Source organism: Escherichia sp. E2661 (assembly GCF_004745185.1).
In the GTDB taxonomy this organism is placed as follows: Bacteria; Pseudomonadota; Gammaproteobacteria; order Enterobacterales; family Enterobacteriaceae; genus Escherichia.
Window position 1 is genome coordinate 176,964 of the sequence record NZ_PDIG01000035.1, and the last position, 17,361, is coordinate 194,324.

Consider the following 17,361-nt stretch of genomic DNA (forward strand, 5'->3'; position numbering starts at 1 on the left):
CACAGAGGAACATGTATGGGTGGTATCAGTATTTGGCAGTTATTGATTATTGCCGTCATCGTTGTACTGCTTTTTGGCACCAAAAAGCTCGGCTCCATCGGTTCCGATCTTGGTGCGTCGATCAAAGGCTTTAAAAAAGCAATGAGCGATGATGAACCAAAGCAGGATAAAACCAGTCAGGATGCTGATTTTACTGCGAAAACTATCGCCGATAAGCAGGCGGATGCGAATCAGGAACAGGCTAAAACAGAAGACGCAAAGCGCCACGATAAAGAGCAGGTGTAATCCGTGTTTGATATCGGTTTTAGCGAACTGCTATTGGTATTCATCATCGGCCTCGTCGTTCTGGGGCCGCAACGACTGCCTGTGGCGGTAAAAACGGTAGCGGGCTGGATTCGTGCGTTGCGTTCACTGGCAACAACGGTGCAGAACGAACTGACCCAGGAGTTAAAACTCCAGGAGTTTCAGGACAGCCTGAAAAAGGTTGAAAAGGCGAGTCTCACCAACCTGACGCCTGAACTGAAAGCGTCAATGGATGAACTGCGCCAGGCCGCGGAGTCGATGAAGCGTTCCTACGTTGCGAATGACCCTGAAAAGGCGAGCGATGAAGCGCACACCATTCATAACCCGGTGGTGAAAGACAATGAGGCTGCGCATGAAGGCGTCACGCCTGCCGCTGCACAAACGCAGGCCAGTTCGCCGGAACAGAAGCCAGAAACCACGCCAGAGCCGGTGGTAAAACCTGCTGCGGACGCTGAACCGAAAACCGCTGCACATTCCCCTTCGTCGAGTGATAAACCGTAAACATGTCTGTAGAAGATACTCAACCGCTTATCACGCATCTGATTGAGCTGCGTAAGCGTCTGCTGAACTGCATTATCGCGGTGATCGTGATATTCCTGTGTCTGGTCTATTTCGCCAATGACATCTATCACCTGGTATCCGCGCCATTGATCAAGCAGTTGCCGCAAGGTTCAACGATGATCGCCACCGATGTGGCCTCGCCGTTCTTTACGCCAATCAAGCTGACCTTTATGGTGTCGCTGATTCTGTCAGCGCCGGTGATTCTCTATCAGGTGTGGGCATTTATCGCTCCTGCACTCTATAAGCACGAACGTCGCCTGGTGGTGCCGCTGCTGGTTTCCAGCTCTCTGCTGTTTTATATCGGCATGGCGTTCGCTTATTTCGTGGTCTTCCCGCTAGCGTTTGGTTTCCTTGCCAATACCGCGCCTGAAGGGGTGCAGGTATCCACCGACATTGCCAGCTATTTGAGCTTCGTGATGGCGCTGTTTATGGCGTTTGGTATCTCCTTTGAAGTGCCTGTGGCGATTGTGCTGCTGTGCTGGATGGGGATTACCTCGCCAGAAGACTTACGCAAAAAAACGTCCGTATGTGCTGGTTGGCGCATTCGTCGTCGGGATGCTTCTGACGCCGCCGGATGTCTTCTCGCAAACGCTGTTGGCGATCCCGATGTACTGTCTGTTTGAAATCGGTGTCTTCTTCTCACGCTTTTACGTTGGTAAAGGGCGAAATCGGGAAGAGGAAAACGACGCTGAAGCAGAAAGCGAAAAAACTGAAGAATAAATTCAACCGCCCGTCAGGGCGGTTGTCATATGGAGTACAGGATGTTTGATATCGGCGTTAATTTGACCAGTTCGCAATTTGCGAAAGACCGTGATGATGTTGTAGCGCGCGCTTTTGACGCGGGAGTTAATGGGCTACTCATCACCGGCACTAACCTGCGCGAAAGCCAGCAGGCGCAAAAGCTGGCGCGTCAGTATTCGTCCTGTTGGTCAACGGCGGGCGTGCATCCTCATGACAGTAGCCAGTGGCAAGCTGCGACTGAAGAAGCGATTATTGAGCTGGCCGCGCAGCCAGAAGTGGTGGCGATTGGTGAATGTGGTCTCGACTTTAATCGCAACTTTTCGACGCCGGAAGAGCAGGAACGCGCTTTTGTTGCCCAGCTACGTATTGCCGCAAAGTTAAACATGCCGGTATTTATGCACTGCCGTGATGCCCACGAGCGGTTTATGGCATTGCTGGAGCCGTGGCTGGATAAACTGCCTGGCGCGGTGTTGCACTGTTTTACCGGCACACGCGAAGAGATGCAGGCGTGCGTGGCGCGCGGAATTTATATCGGCATTACTGGTTGGGTTTGCGATGAACGACGCGGACTGGAGCTGCGAGAACTGTTGCCATTTATTCCGGCGGAGCAATTGCTGCTTGAAACAGACGCACCGTATTTGCTTCCGCGCGATCTCACGCCGAAGCCATCGTCACGGCGTAATGAGCCAGCCTATCTGCCCCATATTTTGCAACGTATTGCACACTGGCGTGGGGAAGATGCCGCATGGCTGGCTGCCACCACGGATGCCAATGTCAAAAAGTTATTTAGGATTGCGTTCTAGAGTTTGCGGAACTCGGTGTTCTTCACACTGTGCTTAATCTCTTTATTGATAAGATTAAGCAATAGCATAGAGCGAGCCTCGCCGTCGGGTTCGGTGAAAATAGCCTGAAAACCTTCGAAAGCGCCTTCGGTGATAATCACCTTATCACCAGGATAGGGCGTCGCCGGATCAACAATGTCTTCCGGTTTATACACCGACAGTTGATGAATAACCGCAGATGGGACTATCGCCGGCGATGCGCCAAAGCGCACAAAGTGGCTGACGCCGCGGGTAGCACTGATGGTTGTGGTATGAATCACTTCCGGGTCAAATTCCACAAACAGGTAGTTGGGGAACAATGGTTCACTGACTGCGGTACGTTTGCCTCGCACGATTTTTTTCCAGGGTGATCATCGGCGCCAGGCAATTCACCGCCTGTCTTTCGAGGTGTTCCTGGGCACGTTGAAGTTGCCCGCGCTTGCAGTACAGTAAATACCAGGATTGCATAATGACTCTTATCCGTTTAATCGGGGCGCAAGGATAGCAAAAGCTTTACGCTAAGTTAATTATATTCCCCGGTTTGCGTTATGCCGTCAGAGTTCACGCTAATTTAACAAATTTACAGCATCGCGAAGATGAACGCCGTATAATGGGCGAAGATTAAGAGGCTACAATGGACGCCATGAAATATAACGATTTACGCGACTTCCTGACGCTGCTTGAACAGCAGGGTGAGCTAAAACGTATCACGCTCCCGGTGGATCCGCATCTGGAAATCACTGAAATTGCTGACCGCACTCTGCGTGCCGGTGGACCTGCGTTGTTGTTTGAAAACCCCAAAGGTTATTCGATGCCGGTGCTGTGCAACCTGTTTGGTACGCCAAAGCGCGTGGCGATGGGCATGGGCCAGGAAGATGTTTCGGCGCTGCGTGAAGTCGGTAAATTATTGGCGTTTCTGAAAGAGCCGGAGCCGCCAAAAGGTTTCCGCGACCTGTTTGATAAACTGCCGCAGTTTAAGCAGGTGTTAAACATGCCGACAAAGCGATTGCGTGGTGCGCCTTGCCAACAAAAAATCGTCTCTGGTGATGACGTCGATCTTAACCGCATTCCCATTATGACCTGCTGGCCGGAAGACGCCGCTCCGCTGATTACCTGGGGGCTGACCGTAACGCGCGGCCCGCATAAAGAGCGGCAGAATCTGGGCATTTATCGCCAGCAGCTGATTGGCAAAAACAAACTGATTATGCGCTGGCTGTCGCATCGTGGCGGCGCGCTGGATTTCCAGGAGTGGTGCGCGGCGCATCCGGGCGAACGTTTCCCGATCTCTGTGGCGCTGGGTGCCGATCCCGCTACGATTCTCGGTGCAGTGACGCCAGTCCCGGATACATTGTCGGAATACGCCTTTGCCGGATTGCTGCGCGGCACCAAGACCGAAGTGGTGAAGTGTATCTCCAATGACCTTGAAGTGCCCGCCAGTGCGGAGATTGTGCTGGAAGGGTATATCGAACAAGGCGAAACGGCGCCGGAAGGGCCGTATGGCGACCACACTGGTTACTATAACGAAGTCGATAGTTTCCCGGTATTTACCGTGACGCATATTACCCAGCGTGAAGATGCGATTTACCATTCCACCTATACCGGGCGTCCGCCAGATGAACCTGCGGTACTGGGCGTGGCGTTGAACGAAGTGTTCGTGCCGATTCTGCAAAAACAGTTCCCGGAAATTGTCGATTTTTACCTGCCGCCGGAAGGCTGTTCTTATCGCCTGGCGGTAGTGACAATCAAAAAACAGTACGCCGGACATGCGAAGCGCGTCATGATGGGGGTCTGGTCATTCTTACGCCAGTTTATGTACACTAAGTTCGTGATCGTCTGCGATGATGATGTCAACGCACGCGACTGGAACGATGTGATTTGGGCAATTACCACCCGTATGGACCCTGCGCGGGATACGGTGTTGGTAGAAAATACGCCCATTGATTATCTGGATTTTGCCTCGCCCGTCTCCGGGCTGGGTTCAAAAATGGGGCTGGATGCCACGAATAAATGGCCAGGGGAAACCCAGCGTGAATGGGGGCGTCCCATCAAAAAAGATCCAGATGTTGTCGCGCATATTGACGCCATCTGGGATGAACTGGCTATTTTTAACAACGGTAAAAGCGCCTGATGCGCGTTTGTTTTGCCCTATTTATCGATCCGACAGAGAAAGCGCATGACAACCTTAAGCTGTAAAGTGACCTCGGTAGAAGCTATCACGGATACCGTATATCGTGTCCGCATTGTGCCAGACGCGGCCTTTTCTTTTCGTGCTGGTCAGTATTTGATGGTGGTGATGGACGAGCGCGACAAACGCCCGTTTTCAATGGCTTCGACGCCGAATGAACAAGGTTTCATTGAGTTGCACATTGGCGCTTCGGAAATCAATCTCTACGCCAAAGCCGTTATGGATCGCATCCTTAAAGATCATCAAATCGTGGTGGATATTCCCCACGGTGAAGCGTGGCTGCGCGATGATGAAGAACGTCCGATGATTCTGATTGCGGGCGGCACGGGATTCTCTTATGCGCGCTCGATTTTGCTGACAGCGCTGGCGCGTAATCCCAATCGCGATATCACCATTTACTGGGGCGGGCGTGAAGAGCAACACCTTTATGATCTGTCCGAGCTTGAGGCGCTTTCTCTGAAGCATCCTGGTTTGCGTGTGGTGCCGGTGGTTGAACAACCAGAAGCGGGCTGGCGTGGACGTACTGGCACCGTGTTAACAGCGGTATTGCAGGATCACGGTACGCTGGCGGAGCATGATATCTATATCGCTGGCCGCTTTGAGATGGCGAAAATCGCCCGTGACCTGTTCTGCAATGAGCGTAATGCACGGGAAGATCGCCTGTTTGGCGATGCGTTTGCGTTTATCTAAGCCATAAAAAACCCGCCCCTGACAGGCGGGAAGAACGGCAACTAAAACTTTATACAGTGGCATTTGGATCTATGTTGCATCCGGCAAACAATGCCCGATGCGACGCTGGCGCGTCTTATCGTGCCTACAAATAGTCATGGACCGTGGGCCGGATAAGGCGTTTATGTCGCATCCGGCAAACAATGCCCGATGCGACGCTGGCGCGTCTTATCGTGCCTACAAATAGTCCTGAACCGTAGGCCGGATAAGGCGTTTATCGCCGCATCCGGCATTCGATGCCCACTGCCTGATGCGATGCTTGCGTATCAGGCATCCAGCCGTATTTACTCCACTTCTTGCCAGTTTTTCCGCTTACTGGTTTTACCGATCCCCGGATTCATACTGTTGGTCGGATCGTTTTCACGATAAAACTTCTGCAACGTCTCCGGTGCTTTATACAAATGACCGACGTTATGCTCGGCAGGATATTGCGCGCCGCGCTGGCGTAACAACTCCAGCATCTGTTCCTTCAGCGCATGCACATCCACGCCTTTCTTAACGATGTAATCCTGGTGGAAGACGTAGCACATAAAATGCCCGTAATAGAGCTTATGCACCAGCTGGCTGTCGATTTCCGGCGGTAGATGTTCATACCACTCGGTGTCATTACGCCGCAGAGCAATATCCAGCGCCAGAATGTCTTCGACTTCATCGGAATGCACGGCCTGATAACGTATCGCTGCGCCTGCCGCCGCGAAACGGTGCAAAAACGCTTTACTGCCTTCTTCCGGCGTACAGACAAAGAAATCGCCTTCGGCCTGTTTGAAAAAATCTACCAGCCAGGATTTTGCTTCGCCCACGCCATCCCCCGCCATTTTTAACAGCAGATGATGTTCATATTTATCGCGCCAGCTTTTCATGCGTGGCGGCAAATGACTGGGGAACAAATGACTGAATTTCTGCATTGCGAGATCGGTAAAGTGTGGTCGGAAGAACTTCACCTTCTCCAGTATCGCATCGGTACGCCCCTTGATATTAAAGAATAACGGCATCTTGTCGGTGCCTAGCTTGTCGATCATCAGGAAGGTATCTTTGCCGTATTTTTCCGCGATATCGTAGATATCCCGATGCATATATTCGCCGGCAACCGGCAGATTTTCGAAATTAGCCAGAATATGGCGGCGGATCTCGGTCAGTACTTCCGGCTGGTTGGTGCCGATATAAAACACCTGCTGATTTTTTTCCGCTTCGAAGGTATCAAGACGTACCGCAAAGACGGCCAGCTTCCCGGCGCAACCAGAAGATTCAAATAACCGATCCGGGTCAGCGTTATAACGTGCGGGCGTGTCGGCTTCAATATCACGGACGCGGTGGACATAGTCATAATCGTGGGCGTGACGACCATCGTGACGCACATCGTCATCTTTGATGCGATCGTCATCCAGCTTGCTAAGGATCTGCTCCGGCGTTTCACCCAGATCAATTCCCAGATGGTTAACCAGCGTCAGCTTGCCGTTTTCATCTATGCGTGCGAATAACGACATTTCGGTATACGCCGGGCCACGCTGCACCAGCGAACCACCAGAGTTATTACAGATGCCGCCGATAACCGATGCGCCAATACACGATGAACCAATCACCGAGTGCGGTTCGCGGCCTAATGGTTTGAGAGCTTTCTCCAGCGAATAGAGCGTGGTGCCAGGATACGCCAGCACCTGTTCGCCCTTACCGAGAACATGCAGCTTGTCGAGGCGCAGGGTGCTGATGATCACGATATCGCGATCATAATTGTTACCATTTGGCGTGGAGCCTTCGGTCAGACCGGTATTGGCGGCCTGCATCAGAATAATTTTGTCGGCGGTGACGCAGGCTTTCAGTACTCGCCACAATTCCAGTAGCGAGCCTGGAAGAACAACGGCCAGCGCGTCACCCTGACCGGAGCGGAAGCCCTTGCGATAGCGGGCCGTTTTTGCGGGATCGGTGAGCAGGTGTGAAGAACCGACCAGACGGGCAAGTTCATTCAAAAAGGTTTTATTATCAGTTGTTGTCATGGAAGACATTTTCCACTCCTTGTGGTGGCGAAAAAACATCACAAACTAGAATAGCGCCTTGTATGACAATTCAGCGAGTGAATATTTTGAAAATTCAGACAATAAACTGAGCTTTCTTTTTCTCTCTCTATCAGGCTTATGGCAAACTACCGCTTTTGCACCATTTTCGCTGCCACGTCGGGCAACAGAGGAAGAATAATCCATATGAAATGGCTATGTTCAGTAGGTATCGCGGTGAGTCTGGCCCTACAGCCAGCACTGGCGGATGATTTATTCGGCAACCATCCATTAACGCCCGAAGCGCGGGATGCGTTCGTCACCGAACTGCTCAAGAAAATGACGGTCGATGAGAAAATTGGTCAGCTGCGCTTAATCAGCGTCGGCCCGGATAACCCGAAAGAGGCGATCCGCGAGATGATCAAAGACGGGCAGGTGGGGGCGATTTTCAATACCGTCACCCGTCAGGATATCCGCGCCATGCAGGATCAGGTGATGGAATTAAGCCGCCTGAAAATTCCTCTCTTCTTTGCCTACGACGTGCTGCACGGTCAGCGCACCGTCTTCCCGATTAGCCTCGGTCTGGCGTCCTCTTTTAACCTCGACGCAGTGAAAACCGTCGGGCGCGTTTCTGCTTATGAAGCGGCGGACGATGGCCTGAACATGACCTGGGCGCCGATGGTTGATGTCTCGCGCGATCCTCGCTGGGGACGTGCTTCCGAAGGTTTTGGTGAAGATACGTATCTCACCTCAACTATGGGTAAAACCATGGTTGAAGCGATGCAGGGTAAAAGCCCGGCGGATCGCTACTCGGTGATGACCAGCGTCAAACACTTTGCTGCTTACGGCGCGGTAGAAGGCGGTAAAGAGTACAACACTGTCGATATGAGCCCGCAGCGTCTGTTTAATGACTATATGCCGCCGTACAAAGCGGGGCTGGACGCAGGCAGCGGCGCGGTAATGGTGGCGCTGAACTCACTCAACGGCACGCCTGCAACTTCTGATTCCTGGCTGCTGAAAGATGTCCTGCGCGATCAGTGGGGCTTTAAAGGCATCACCGTTTCCGATCATGGCGCAATCAAAGAGTTGATCAAACACGGTACGGCGGCAGACCCGGAAGATGCGGTGCGCGTGGCGCTGAAATCCGGGATCAACATGAGCATGAGCGACGAGTACTACTCGAAGTATCTGCCTGGGTTGATCAAATCCGGCAAAGTGACGATGGAAGAGCTGGACGACGCTGCCCGCCATGTACTGAACGTTAAATATGATATGGGGTTGTTTAACGACCCATACAGCCATTTGGGGCCGAAAGAGTCTGATCCGGTGGATACCAATGCCGAAAGCCGCCTGCACCGTAAAGAAGCACGTGAAGTGGCGCGTGAAAGCCTGGTGTTGCTGAAAAACCGTCTCGAAACGTTACCGCTGAAAAAATCGGCAACCATTGCGGTGGTTGGGCCACTGGCGGACAGCAAACGTGACGTGATGGGCAGCTGGTCCGCAGCCGGTGTTGCCGATCAATCCGTGACTGTGCTGACCGGGATTAAAAATGCCGTCGGTGAAAACGGCAAGGTGCTGTATGCCAAAGGGGCGAACGTTACCAGTGACAAAGGCATTATCGATTTCCTGAATCAGTATGAAGAAGCGGTCAAAGTCGATCCGCGTTCGCCGCAAGAGATGATTGATGAAGCGGTGCAGACCGCGAAACAATCTGATGTGGTAGTGGCTGTGGTCGGTGAAGCCCAGGGGATGGCGCATGAGGCTTCCAGCCGTACCGATATCACTATTCCGCAAAGCCAGCGAGATTTGATTGCGGCTTTGAAAGCCACCGGAAAACCGCTGGTGCTGGTGCTGATGAACGGTCGTCCGCTGGCGCTGGTGAAAGAAGATCAGCAGGCTGATGCGATTCTGGAAACCTGGTTTGCGGGTACGGAAGGGGGTAATGCGATTGCCGATGTGTTGTTTGGTGATTACAACCCGTCCGGTAAGCTGCCGATGTCCTTCCCGCGTTCTGTCGGGCAGATCCCGGTGTACTACAGCCATCTGAACACCGGTCGTCCGTATAATGCCGACAAGCCGAACAAATACACTTCGCGTTATTTTGATGAAGCTAACGGGGCGCTTTATCCGTTCGGCTATGGTCTGAGCTATACCACTTTCACCGTCTCTGATGTGAAACTTTCTGCGCCGACCATGAAGCGTGACGGTAAAGTGACCGCCAGCGTGCAGGTGACGAACACCGGTAAGCGCGAAGGGGCGACGGTAGTGCAGATGTATTTGCAGGATGTAACGGCTTCCATGAGTCGCCCGGTGAAACAGCTGAAAGGATTTGAGAAAATCACCCTGAAACCGGGCGAAACTCAGACCGTCAGCTTCCCAATCGATATTGAGGCGCTGAAGTTCTGGAATCAACAGATGAAGTATGACGCCGAGCCTGGCAAATTCAACGTCTTCATCGGCACCGATTCCGCACGCGTTAAGAAAGGCGAGTTTGAGTTGCTGTAATGCTTTAGTAAGGGCGCGACGTTTGCGCCCTTTGCCTGATGTTCATATCTTAACTTGCTGAATTTTCGCCCTTTGTAGGCCGGATAAGGCGCTCGCGCCGCATCCGGCAGGAAACGCCGGACCGAATATGCCCTTTAAGTATTTATCTGATTCTGCAACTGAATCCGTCCGCTCAGGCTAACCCTGTTATTATCAACTATGCTTTTCTCTTAATTCGCTGAAAACAACAGTAAAAGAATGAGGAAAGCATCATGCCACTCTCAAAGCTCTGGACAGGTTCACTGGTTATGTTGGCAGCCGTGAGCCTGCCGCTACAGGCGGCTTCCCCCGTTAAAGTTGGTTCGAAAATCGATACCGAGGGCGCGCTACTCGGCAACATCATCTTACAGGTACTCGAAAGCCATGGCGTACCGACGGTCAATAAAGTCCAGTTGGGAACCACTCCTGTGGTGCGGCGGGGCGATTACTTCCGGCGAACTGGATATCTATCCGGAATATACTGGCAATGGCGCTTTCTTCTTTAAAGATGAAAACGATGCAGCGTGGAAAAATGCCGGGCAAGGCTACGAGAAAGTCAAAAAACTCGATGCAGAGCAAAACAAGTTAATCTGGCTGACGCCCGCACCTGCGAATAACACCTGGACCATCGCCGTGCGTCAGGATGTGGCAGAGAAAAACAAACTCACTTCGCTTGCCGACCTGAGCCGTTATCTGAACGAGGGCGGCACCTTCAAACTGGCGGCCTCAGCAGAGTTTATCGAACGCGCCGATGCGTTACCCGCTTTTGAAAAAGCCTATGGCTTTAAGCTCGGTCAGGATCAGTTGCTGTCACTGGCCGGCGGCGACACGGCGGTAACGATTAAAGCCGCTGCCCAGCAAACCTCTGGCGTTAATGCCGCAATGGCTTACGGCACTGACGGCCCGGTAGCGGCGCTGGGGCTGCAAACCTTAAGCGATCCGCAAGGCGTGCAACCTATCTACGCGCCTGCACCAGTGGTGCGTGAGTCGGTGCTGAAAGAGTATCCGCAAATGGCACAGTGGCTACAGCCAGTCTTCGCCAGCCTCGATGAAAAAACATTGCAGCAACTGAATGCCAGCATTGCAGTGGAAGGACTGGATGCCAAAAAAGTGGCTGCCGACTACCTGAAACAAAAAGGGTGGACGAAGTAATTTCCCGTGACTTATCTACGTATTAATCCTGTTCTGGCGCTGCTGCTGTTGCTGACGGCAATCGCAGCGGCGCTGCCGTTTATCAGTTACGCGCCTAATCGTTTAGTCTCTGGTGAGGGGCGTTATCTCTGGCAGCTGTGGCCGCAAACGATCTGGATGCTGGTGGGCGTTGGTTGCGCCTGGCTGACAGCCTGTTTTATTCCCGCTAAAAAAGGCAGCATTTTTGCACTCATTCTGGCGCAATTCGTCTTCGTATTGCTGGTGTGGGGAGCTGGAAAGGCGGCGACCCAACTGGCGCAAAACGGCAGTGCGCTGGCGCGTACCAGCCTCGGCAGTGGTTTCTGGCTGGCTGTGGCGCTGGCATTGCTGGCCTGTAGCGATGCCATCCGCCGAATCTCCCCGCATCCGCTGTGGCGCTGGTTGTTGCATATGCAGATTGCCATTATTCCGCTGTGGTTGCTGTACTCCGGCACGCTTAACGATCTCTCGCTAATGAAAGAATACGCCAACCGTCAGGATGTGTTTGACGACGCGCTGGCACAACATCTGACGTTGCTGTTTGGTGCGGTGCTGCCTGCGTTAGTGATTGGTGTGCCGTTGGGCATCTGGTGCTACTTTTCCACCGCGCGGCAGGGGGCGATTTTTTCTCTGCTCAATGTCATTCAGACCGTGCCTTCGGTGGCGCTCTTTGGCCTGCTGATTGCGCCGCTTGCCGCGCTGGTTACGGCCTTTCCGTGGCTGGGGAAGCTCGGCATAGCAGGAACCGGAATGACACCCGCACTGATTGCGCTGGTGCTCTATGCCTTGCTGCCGCTGGTGCGTGGCGTGGTAGTCGGCTTGAATCAGATCCCGCGTGATGTGCTGGAGAGCGCCAGAGCGATGGGCATGAGCGGGGCGCAGCGTTTCCTGCATGTTCAGTTACCGCTGGCGTTACCGGTATTTCTGCGCAGCCTGCGGGTGGTGATGGTGCAAACTGTAGGCATGGCGGTGATTGCGGCGTTAATCGGCGCAGGCGGTTTTGGTGCGCTGGTTTTCCAGGGGCTGTTAAGCAGTGCCATTGATTTAGTGTTGCTGGGGGTGATCCCGGTAATTGTTCTGGCGGTGCTTACCGACGCGCTGTTCGATTTGCTTATCGCACTGCTGAAGGTGAAACATAATGATTGAATTTAGCCATGTCAGCAAACTGTTCGGCGCACAAAAAGCCGTTAACGATCTCAATCTCAATTTTCAGGAAGGGAGTTTTTCGGTGCTGATTGGCACATCTGGCTCCGGCAAATCCACCACCCTGAAAATGATTAACCGCCTGGTGGAGCATGACAGCGGAGTGATCCGCTTTGCCGGAGAAGAAATTCGCTCGCTGCCAGTACTGGAGCTGCGCCGCCGGATGGGCTATGCCATTCAATCTATTGGCCTGTTTCCCCACTGGAGCGTGGCGCAAAACATCGCCACCGTGCCGCAATTACAAAAATGGTCGCGGGCGCGGATTGACGATCGTATCGACGAACTAATGGCGTTACTGGGGCTGGAACCGAATTTGCGTGAGCGTTATCCGCATCAGCTTTCCGGCGGTCAACAGCAACGTGTGGGAGTGGCGCGCGCACTGGCTGCCGATCCGCAAGTCTTACTGATGGATGAACCTTTTGGCGCACTGGACCCGGTAACGCGCGGCGCGTTGCAACAAGAGATGACGCGCATTCACCGTTTGCTGGGGCGCACTATTGTGCTGGTGACCCATGATATCGACGAGGCGCTACGGCTGGCAGAACATCTGGTGTTGATGGATAACGGAGAGGTGGTGCAGCAGGGCGATCCGGTGGCGATGCTTACTCGTCCGGCAAACGATTTTGTCCGCCAGTTTTTTGGGCGCAGCGAACTGGGTGTGCGCCTGCTTTCGTTACGTAGTGTGGCGGATTACGTGCGTCGCGAAGAACGGGCTGAAGGTGAGGCGCTGGCAGAAGAGATGACGCTACGCGATGCGCTCTCCCTGTTTGTTGCGCGGGGATGCGAAGTGCTGCCGGTGGTCAACACGCAGGGCCAGCCTTGCGGCACGCTGCATTTTCAGGATCTGCTGGTGGAGGCGTAAGCGTATGAAGATTTTGCGCGATCCGCTGTTCTGGCTCATTGCTCTGTTTGTGGCACTGATCTTCTGGCTGCCTTACAGCCAGCCGCTGTTCGGTGCTTTATTTCCGCAACTGCCGAGGCCCGTTTATCAGCAAGAAAGCTTTGCAGCCCTGGCGCTGGCCCATTTCTGGTTGGTGGGAATTTCGAGTTTATTTGCGGTGATCATTGGCACTGGTGCTGGAATTGCTGTCACTCGCCCGTGGGGCGCGGAATTTCGCCCGATGGTGGAAACTATTGCCGCCGTTGGGCAGACTTTTCCGCCCGTCGCGGTGCTGGCGATTGCCGTTCCGGTGATCGGCTTTGGTCAGCAACCGGCGATTATCGCGCTGATCCTTTACGGCGTGCTACCCATCTTGCAGGCGACACTTGCCGGGCTGGGAGTGATTGATGCCAGCGTGACCGAAGTTGCCAAAGGCATGGGAATGAGCCGTAGTCAGCGACTGCGCAAAGTCGAGTTACCGCTGGCTGCGCCGGTGATTCTGGCGGGCGTGCGGACTTCAGTAATTATCAACATTGGCACGGCGACGATCGCCTCAACGGTTGGGGCCAGTACGCTGGGTACGCCGATCATCATCGGGCTTAGCGGATTTAATACCGCTTATGTGATTCAGGGGGCGTTACTGGTGGCACTGGCGGCGATCATCGTAGACCGCCTGTTTGAACGGCTGGTGCAGGCGCTTAACCAGCACGCAAAATAAAGGTATAACCTGCGAGCATTACGCCACCGATACCGCCTAACGCCATAAACAGGAACAGGGTGATAACCCCAATTTTAGCTATGCGCATAATGCACTCCTTATGTTAACGAAAGGATTGTACAGTAAAGCGCATTTGTTAACGAATCATTAAATGCCGAGTGAGAAAATATCATGCCCTTGTTCCTGCCAACTGGTGAGTTGCTGCTGTTGGGCGGAGGTTCGATTTTCGCCGCACCACACCAGCAATGTACGGCCTTCGAACAGTTCAGGGCGTAGTTGATTGAGCGAGTGGGCGAGGACATCAATGCGCCATCCTTGTTGACTGGCAATCCAGCCCTCCAGCCACAGACGAGTGGTATCCTGAATATTCCAGCCAACCACCAGCGCATCTTTGCCCTGTTTTTTACGTGCCGAAGCCAGGCAAATGGCGATGTAGTTGATCAGTACGCCGTCCAGAATCGCCAGCAGTGCCTGGAGAGTCGGTTGTTGGCACTGAAGCCGTCGGCGCAGAGGAATGAACAGATGTGTGGTGAGCGTCTGGGCGGGATAATCCTGACCACGCTCTTTGATCCACATTCGCAGACTTTGCAGGTTGCCACTTTGCAGGTAACTAAGCAGAGTTTCTTGCTGATCGCGCCAGCCGTTCTGCACATCAACATTCTCATTACTGAGTAGCATTTTAACTTTGCTGACCTGCACACCGTTGTCGATCCAGCGTTTGATCTCCCGGATCCGGTCGATATCGGCATCGTTGAACAGGCGATGACCGCCGTCTGTGCGCTGCGGTTTTAACAGCCCATAACGCCTCTGCCACGCGCGTAACGTGACAGGGTTGATATCACAAAGCAACGCCACTTCACCAATCGTGTAAAGCGCCATCGTCCCACCCTTGCTTGCGAGGTCCCAGCATAACTGTAGACGTTCTTTTATGAACCAGGTAGTTTTGGCCGTTTTTTGATCTCGATTAGGATGATTTTGTTTTTGCCAGGTTGTTTTGAGTGATCGTACTCACGATTTTTCATTTTTCTGCAACAGTTCAAAGAAAGTTGAACGTGAGCAATGTATGTTACGCGTTTTAAAGGGACGTGTGGTTTGCGGGTATGTACGATTTTAATCTGGTGTTGCTGCTGCTTCAGCAGATGTGCGTTTTTCTGGTCATTGCGTGGTTGATGAGTAAAACGCCATTATTCATACCATTAATGCAGGTCACAGTTCGTTTGCCGCACAAATTTCTCTGCTATATCGTCTTTTCCATCTTCTGCATCATGGGCACCTGGTTCGGGCTGCACATTGACGACTCTATTGCCAATACCCGGGCCATAGGTGCGGTAATGGGCGGCTTACTCGGTGGTCCGGTAGTGGGCGGACTGGTTGGTCTGACCGGCGGTCTACATCGATATTCGATGGGGGGCATGACTGCGCTGAGTTGCATGATCTCGACGATCGTCGAAGGATTGCTCGGCGGGCTGGTACATAGCATCCTGATCCGCCGCGGGCGTACCGATAAAGTCTTTAACCCCATTACCGCTGGTGCCGTCACATTCGTCGCGGAAATGGTGCAAATGCTGATCATCCTGGCGATTGCCCGACCTTATGAAGATGCGGTGCGTCTGGTGAGTAATATCGCTGCGCCGATGATGGTAACCAACACCGTGGGCGCGGCGCTGTTTATGCGCATTTTGCTTGATAAGCGCGCGATGTTTGAAAAATACACCTCAGCTTTTTCCGCTACCGCGCTGAAAGTTGCGGCCTCGACGGAAGGCATTTTGCGCCAGGGCTTTAACGAAGTGAACAGCATGAAGGTGGCCCAGGTGCTGTATCAGGAGCTGGATATTGGCGCGGTAGCGATTACCGATCGCGAGAAACTGTTGGCTTTTACTGGTATTGGTGACGACCATCATTTACCAGGTAAACCAATTTCTTCGGCTTATACCTTAAAAGCCATTGAAACCGGAGAAGTGGTCTACGCCGATGGCAACGAAGTGCCTTATCGTTGCTCTTTGCATCCGCAGTGCAAGTTAGGCTCAACGCTGGTGATCCCTCTGCGTGGTGAAAATCAGCGGGTGATGGGTACCATCAAATTGTATGAAGCTAAAAATCGGCTGTTCAGCTCGATCAACCGCACGCTGGGTGAGGGGATTGCACAACTGCTTTCGGCGCAGATCCTCGCCGGGCAGTATGAGCGGCAAAAAGCGATGCTCACCCAGTCAGAGATCAAACTGCTTCACGCCCAGGTCAATCCCCATTTTTGTTTAATGCACTTAACACCATCAAAGCCGTGATCCGCCGTGACAGCGAACAGGCCAGTCAGCTGGTGCAGTATCTTTCCACTTTTTTCCGCAAAAACTTAAAGCGGCCTTCGGAGTTTGTTACTCTCGCTGACGAAATTGAACATGTGAATGCTTATCTGCAAATTGAAAAGGCGCGTTTCCAGTCGCGGTTGCAGGTCAACATTTCTATTCCGGAGGCGTTATCTCAGCAGCAGTTACCCGCATTTACCCTGCAACCAATAGTGGAAAACGCCATCAAACATGGGACATCACAACTGCTGGAAACAGGACGAGTGGCAATTAGCGCCCGACGTGATGGGCAACATTTAATGCTGGAGATCGAAGACAATGCCGGTTTGTATCAACCGGCAACCAATGCCAGCGGGCTGGGGATGAATCTGGTGGATAAGCGTTTACGTGAACGGTTTGGTGATGACTATGGGATAAGCGTCGCCTGTGAGCCTGATAGTTACACCCGAATAACGTTACGACTGCCATGGAGGGACGAGGCATGATTAAAGTCTTAATTGTTGATGATGAACCGTTAGCACGGGAAAACCTGCGTGTGTTTCTGCAGGAGCAGAGTGATATTGAAATTGTCGGCGAATGTTCAAACGCCGTAGAAGGGATCGGCGCGGTGCATAAACTGCGCCCGGATGTGTTGTTTCTCGATATCCAGATGCCGCGTATCAGCGGTCTGGAAATGGTTGGCATGCTTGACCCGGAACATCGCCCGTATATTGTTTTTCTCACCGCATTTGACGAATACGCTATAAAAGCCTTTGAAGAACATGCCTTTGATTATCTATTGAAGCCGATTGATGAAGCGCGGCTGGAGAAAACACTGGTGCGTTTGCGACAGGAGCGCAGCAAGCAGGATGTTTCGCTGTTACCGGAAAATCAGCAGGCGCTGAAATTTATCCCTTGTACCGGTCATAGTCGTATTTATTTGCTGCAAATGAAAGATGTGGCGTTTGTTAGTAGTCGAATGAGCGGTGTTTACGTTATCAGCCAGGAAGGGAAAGAGGGCTTCACAGAATTAACTTTGCGCACGCTGGAGAGCCGCACCCCGCTACTGCGCTGCCATCGACAGTATCTGGTTAACCTCGCGCATTTACAGGAGATTCGCCTGGAAGATAACGGTCAGGCTGAGTTGATTTTGCGTAATGGATTAACCGTCCCTGTCAGCCGCCGTTATCTGAAAAGTTTAAAAGAGGCGATTGGCCTGTAAAAGACTGCTAAAATGGCTTTTTGCCTCATTAACACCCG

The 17,361-nt window shown here is 52.8% G+C and carries 13 protein-coding genes and 4 pseudogenes; 13 read left to right on the forward strand and 4 right to left on the reverse strand.

The annotated features are described in order from the left end of the window. The first annotated feature begins 15 nt into the window (after window positions 1–15). The 4 genes and pseudogenes from tatA (at window position 16) to tatD (ending at window position 2,408) form a co-directional block, all read left to right on the forward strand. Entirely contained in the window at window positions 16–285 is a 270-nt protein-coding gene (gene tatA, locus CRI63_RS18005) for a Sec-independent protein translocase subunit TatA (protein ID WP_130209472.1), read from the forward strand. A gap of 3 nt (window positions 286–288) precedes the next feature. Then, window positions 289–804 carry a Sec-independent protein translocase protein TatB gene (gene tatB / locus CRI63_RS18010; protein ID WP_130209474.1) on the forward strand — a complete coding sequence of 172 codons (516 nt, stop codon included), beginning with the start codon at window positions 289–291 and terminating at the stop codon, window positions 802–804. 2 nt (window positions 805–806) lie between these two features. Further along, a pseudogene (gene tatC, locus CRI63_RS18015) lies at window positions 807–1,584 on the forward strand (Sec-independent protein translocase subunit TatC). A 41-nt stretch (window positions 1,585–1,625) separates the two neighbouring features. Next, window positions 1,626–2,408, forward strand: coding sequence for a 3'-5' ssDNA/RNA exonuclease TatD (gene tatD / locus CRI63_RS18020; protein WP_135520290.1), 783 nt, complete (start codon window positions 1,626–1,628; stop codon window positions 2,406–2,408). On the opposite strand, the pseudogene rfaH reads toward tatD, so the two are convergent. Then, window positions 2,405–2,894, reverse strand: a pseudogene (gene rfaH, locus CRI63_RS18025) (transcription/translation regulatory transformer protein RfaH). The gene tatD and the pseudogene rfaH sit on opposite strands and share 4 nt — an antisense overlap. Window positions 2,895–3,060: 166 nt before the next feature. On the opposite strand from rfaH, the gene ubiD reads away from it, so the two are divergent. Together ubiD and fre are read left to right on the forward strand one after the other, a co-directional pair. Further along, complete coding sequence (gene ubiD / locus CRI63_RS18030) at window positions 3,061–4,554, forward strand: 4-hydroxy-3-polyprenylbenzoate decarboxylase (protein WP_135520292.1); 1,494 nt, start codon at window positions 3,061–3,063, stop codon at window positions 4,552–4,554. Between the two features lie 45 nt (window positions 4,555–4,599). Then, window positions 4,600–5,301 (forward strand): NAD(P)H-flavin reductase, encoded by a 702-nt coding sequence (gene fre, locus CRI63_RS18035; RefSeq protein WP_130209480.1) that lies wholly within the window; start codon window positions 4,600–4,602, stop codon window positions 5,299–5,301. 323 nt (window positions 5,302–5,624) lie between these two features. Here the strand turns inward: fre and dld are convergent, their stop codons facing one another. After that, entirely contained in the window at window positions 5,625–7,340 is a 1,716-nt protein-coding gene (gene dld, locus CRI63_RS18040; RefSeq protein WP_135520294.1) for a D-lactate dehydrogenase, read from the reverse strand. A gap of 195 nt (window positions 7,341–7,535) precedes the next feature. Here dld and bglX point away from each other — a divergent pair, with 195 nt between their 5' ends. The 5 genes and pseudogenes from bglX to yehW all read left to right on the forward strand — a co-directional run bounded on the left by bglX (window position 7,536) and on the right by yehW (window position 13,822). Further along, entirely contained in the window at window positions 7,536–9,833 is a 2,298-nt protein-coding gene (bglX, locus tag CRI63_RS18045) for a beta-glucosidase BglX (RefSeq protein ID WP_000871512.1), read from the forward strand. 251 nt (window positions 9,834–10,084) lie between these two features. Further along, window positions 10,085–11,003 (forward strand): annotated as a pseudogene (osmF, locus tag CRI63_RS18050) (glycine betaine ABC transporter substrate-binding protein OsmF). 6 nt (window positions 11,004–11,009) lie between these two features. Beyond that, window positions 11,010–12,167 (forward strand): glycine betaine ABC transporter permease YehY, encoded by a 1,158-nt coding sequence (yehY, locus tag CRI63_RS18055; RefSeq protein WP_135520296.1) that lies wholly within the window; start codon window positions 11,010–11,012, stop codon window positions 12,165–12,167. After that, window positions 12,160–13,086, forward strand: coding sequence for a glycine betaine ABC transporter ATP binding protein YehX (gene yehX, locus CRI63_RS18060; RefSeq protein ID WP_135520298.1), 927 nt, complete (start codon window positions 12,160–12,162; stop codon window positions 13,084–13,086). Before yehY ends, yehX begins: the two co-directional genes overlap by 8 nt. A gap of 4 nt (window positions 13,087–13,090) precedes the next feature. Then, window positions 13,091–13,822 carry a glycine betaine ABC transporter permease YehW gene (gene yehW, locus CRI63_RS18065; RefSeq protein WP_135520300.1) on the forward strand — a complete coding sequence of 244 codons (732 nt, stop codon included), beginning with the start codon at window positions 13,091–13,093 and terminating at the stop codon, window positions 13,820–13,822. Here the strand turns inward: yehW and CRI63_RS18070 are convergent. Next, window positions 13,803–13,910, reverse strand: a complete 108-nt coding sequence (locus tag CRI63_RS18070) for a protein YohO (protein ID WP_064526871.1) — start codon at window positions 13,908–13,910, stop codon at window positions 13,803–13,805. The two genes, yehW and CRI63_RS18070, sit on opposite strands and share 20 nt — an antisense overlap. A 59-nt stretch (window positions 13,911–13,969) precedes the next feature. Next, window positions 13,970–14,701 carry an HTH-type transcriptional regulator MlrA gene (gene mlrA / locus CRI63_RS18075; RefSeq protein WP_130207028.1) on the reverse strand — a complete coding sequence of 244 codons (732 nt, stop codon included), beginning with the start codon at window positions 14,699–14,701 and terminating at the stop codon, window positions 13,970–13,972. Window positions 14,702–14,922: 221 nt separating this feature from the next. On the opposite strand from mlrA, the pseudogene btsS reads away from it, so the two are divergent. Together btsS and btsR are read left to right on the forward strand one after the other, a co-directional pair. Then, a pseudogene (gene btsS, locus CRI63_RS18080) lies at window positions 14,923–16,607 on the forward strand (two-component regulatory system sensor histidine kinase BtsS). Then, window positions 16,604–17,323: a two-component system response regulator BtsR gene (btsR, locus tag CRI63_RS18085; protein WP_130207024.1), complete on the forward strand. Its 720-nt coding sequence runs from the start codon at window positions 16,604–16,606 to the stop codon at window positions 17,321–17,323. Before btsS ends, btsR begins: the two are co-directional and overlap by 4 nt. Window positions 17,324–17,361 lie beyond the last annotated feature (38 nt).

Excerpts from the sequence above, each read along its gene's own strand:
- tatA (WP_130209472.1), top strand. The coding sequence starts at position 16 with ATGGGTGGTATCAGTATTTGGCAGTTATTGATTATTGCCGTCATCGTT.
- tatD (WP_135520290.1), top strand. The coding sequence starts at position 1,626 with ATGTTTGATATCGGCGTTAATTTGACCAGTTCGCAATTTGCGAAAGAC.
- ubiD (WP_135520292.1), top strand. The coding sequence starts at position 3,061 with ATGGACGCCATGAAATATAACGATTTACGCGACTTCCTGACGCTGCTT.
- fre (WP_130209480.1), top strand. The coding sequence starts at position 4,600 with ATGACAACCTTAAGCTGTAAAGTGACCTCGGTAGAAGCTATCACGGAT.
- dld (WP_135520294.1), bottom strand. The coding sequence starts at position 7,340 with ATGTCTTCCATGACAACAACTGATAATAAAACCTTTTTGAATGAACTT.
- bglX (WP_000871512.1), top strand. The coding sequence starts at position 7,536 with ATGAAATGGCTATGTTCAGTAGGTATCGCGGTGAGTCTGGCCCTACAG.
- yehX (WP_135520298.1), top strand. The coding sequence starts at position 12,160 with ATGATTGAATTTAGCCATGTCAGCAAACTGTTCGGCGCACAAAAAGCC.
- yehW (WP_135520300.1), top strand. The coding sequence starts at position 13,091 with ATGAAGATTTTGCGCGATCCGCTGTTCTGGCTCATTGCTCTGTTTGTG.
- CRI63_RS18070 (WP_064526871.1), bottom strand. The coding sequence starts at position 13,910 with ATGCGCATAGCTAAAATTGGGGTTATCACCCTGTTCCTGTTTATGGCG.
- mlrA (WP_130207028.1), bottom strand. The coding sequence starts at position 14,701 with ATGGCGCTTTACACGATTGGTGAAGTGGCGTTGCTTTGTGATATCAAC.
- btsR (WP_130207024.1), top strand. The coding sequence starts at position 16,604 with ATGATTAAAGTCTTAATTGTTGATGATGAACCGTTAGCACGGGAAAAC.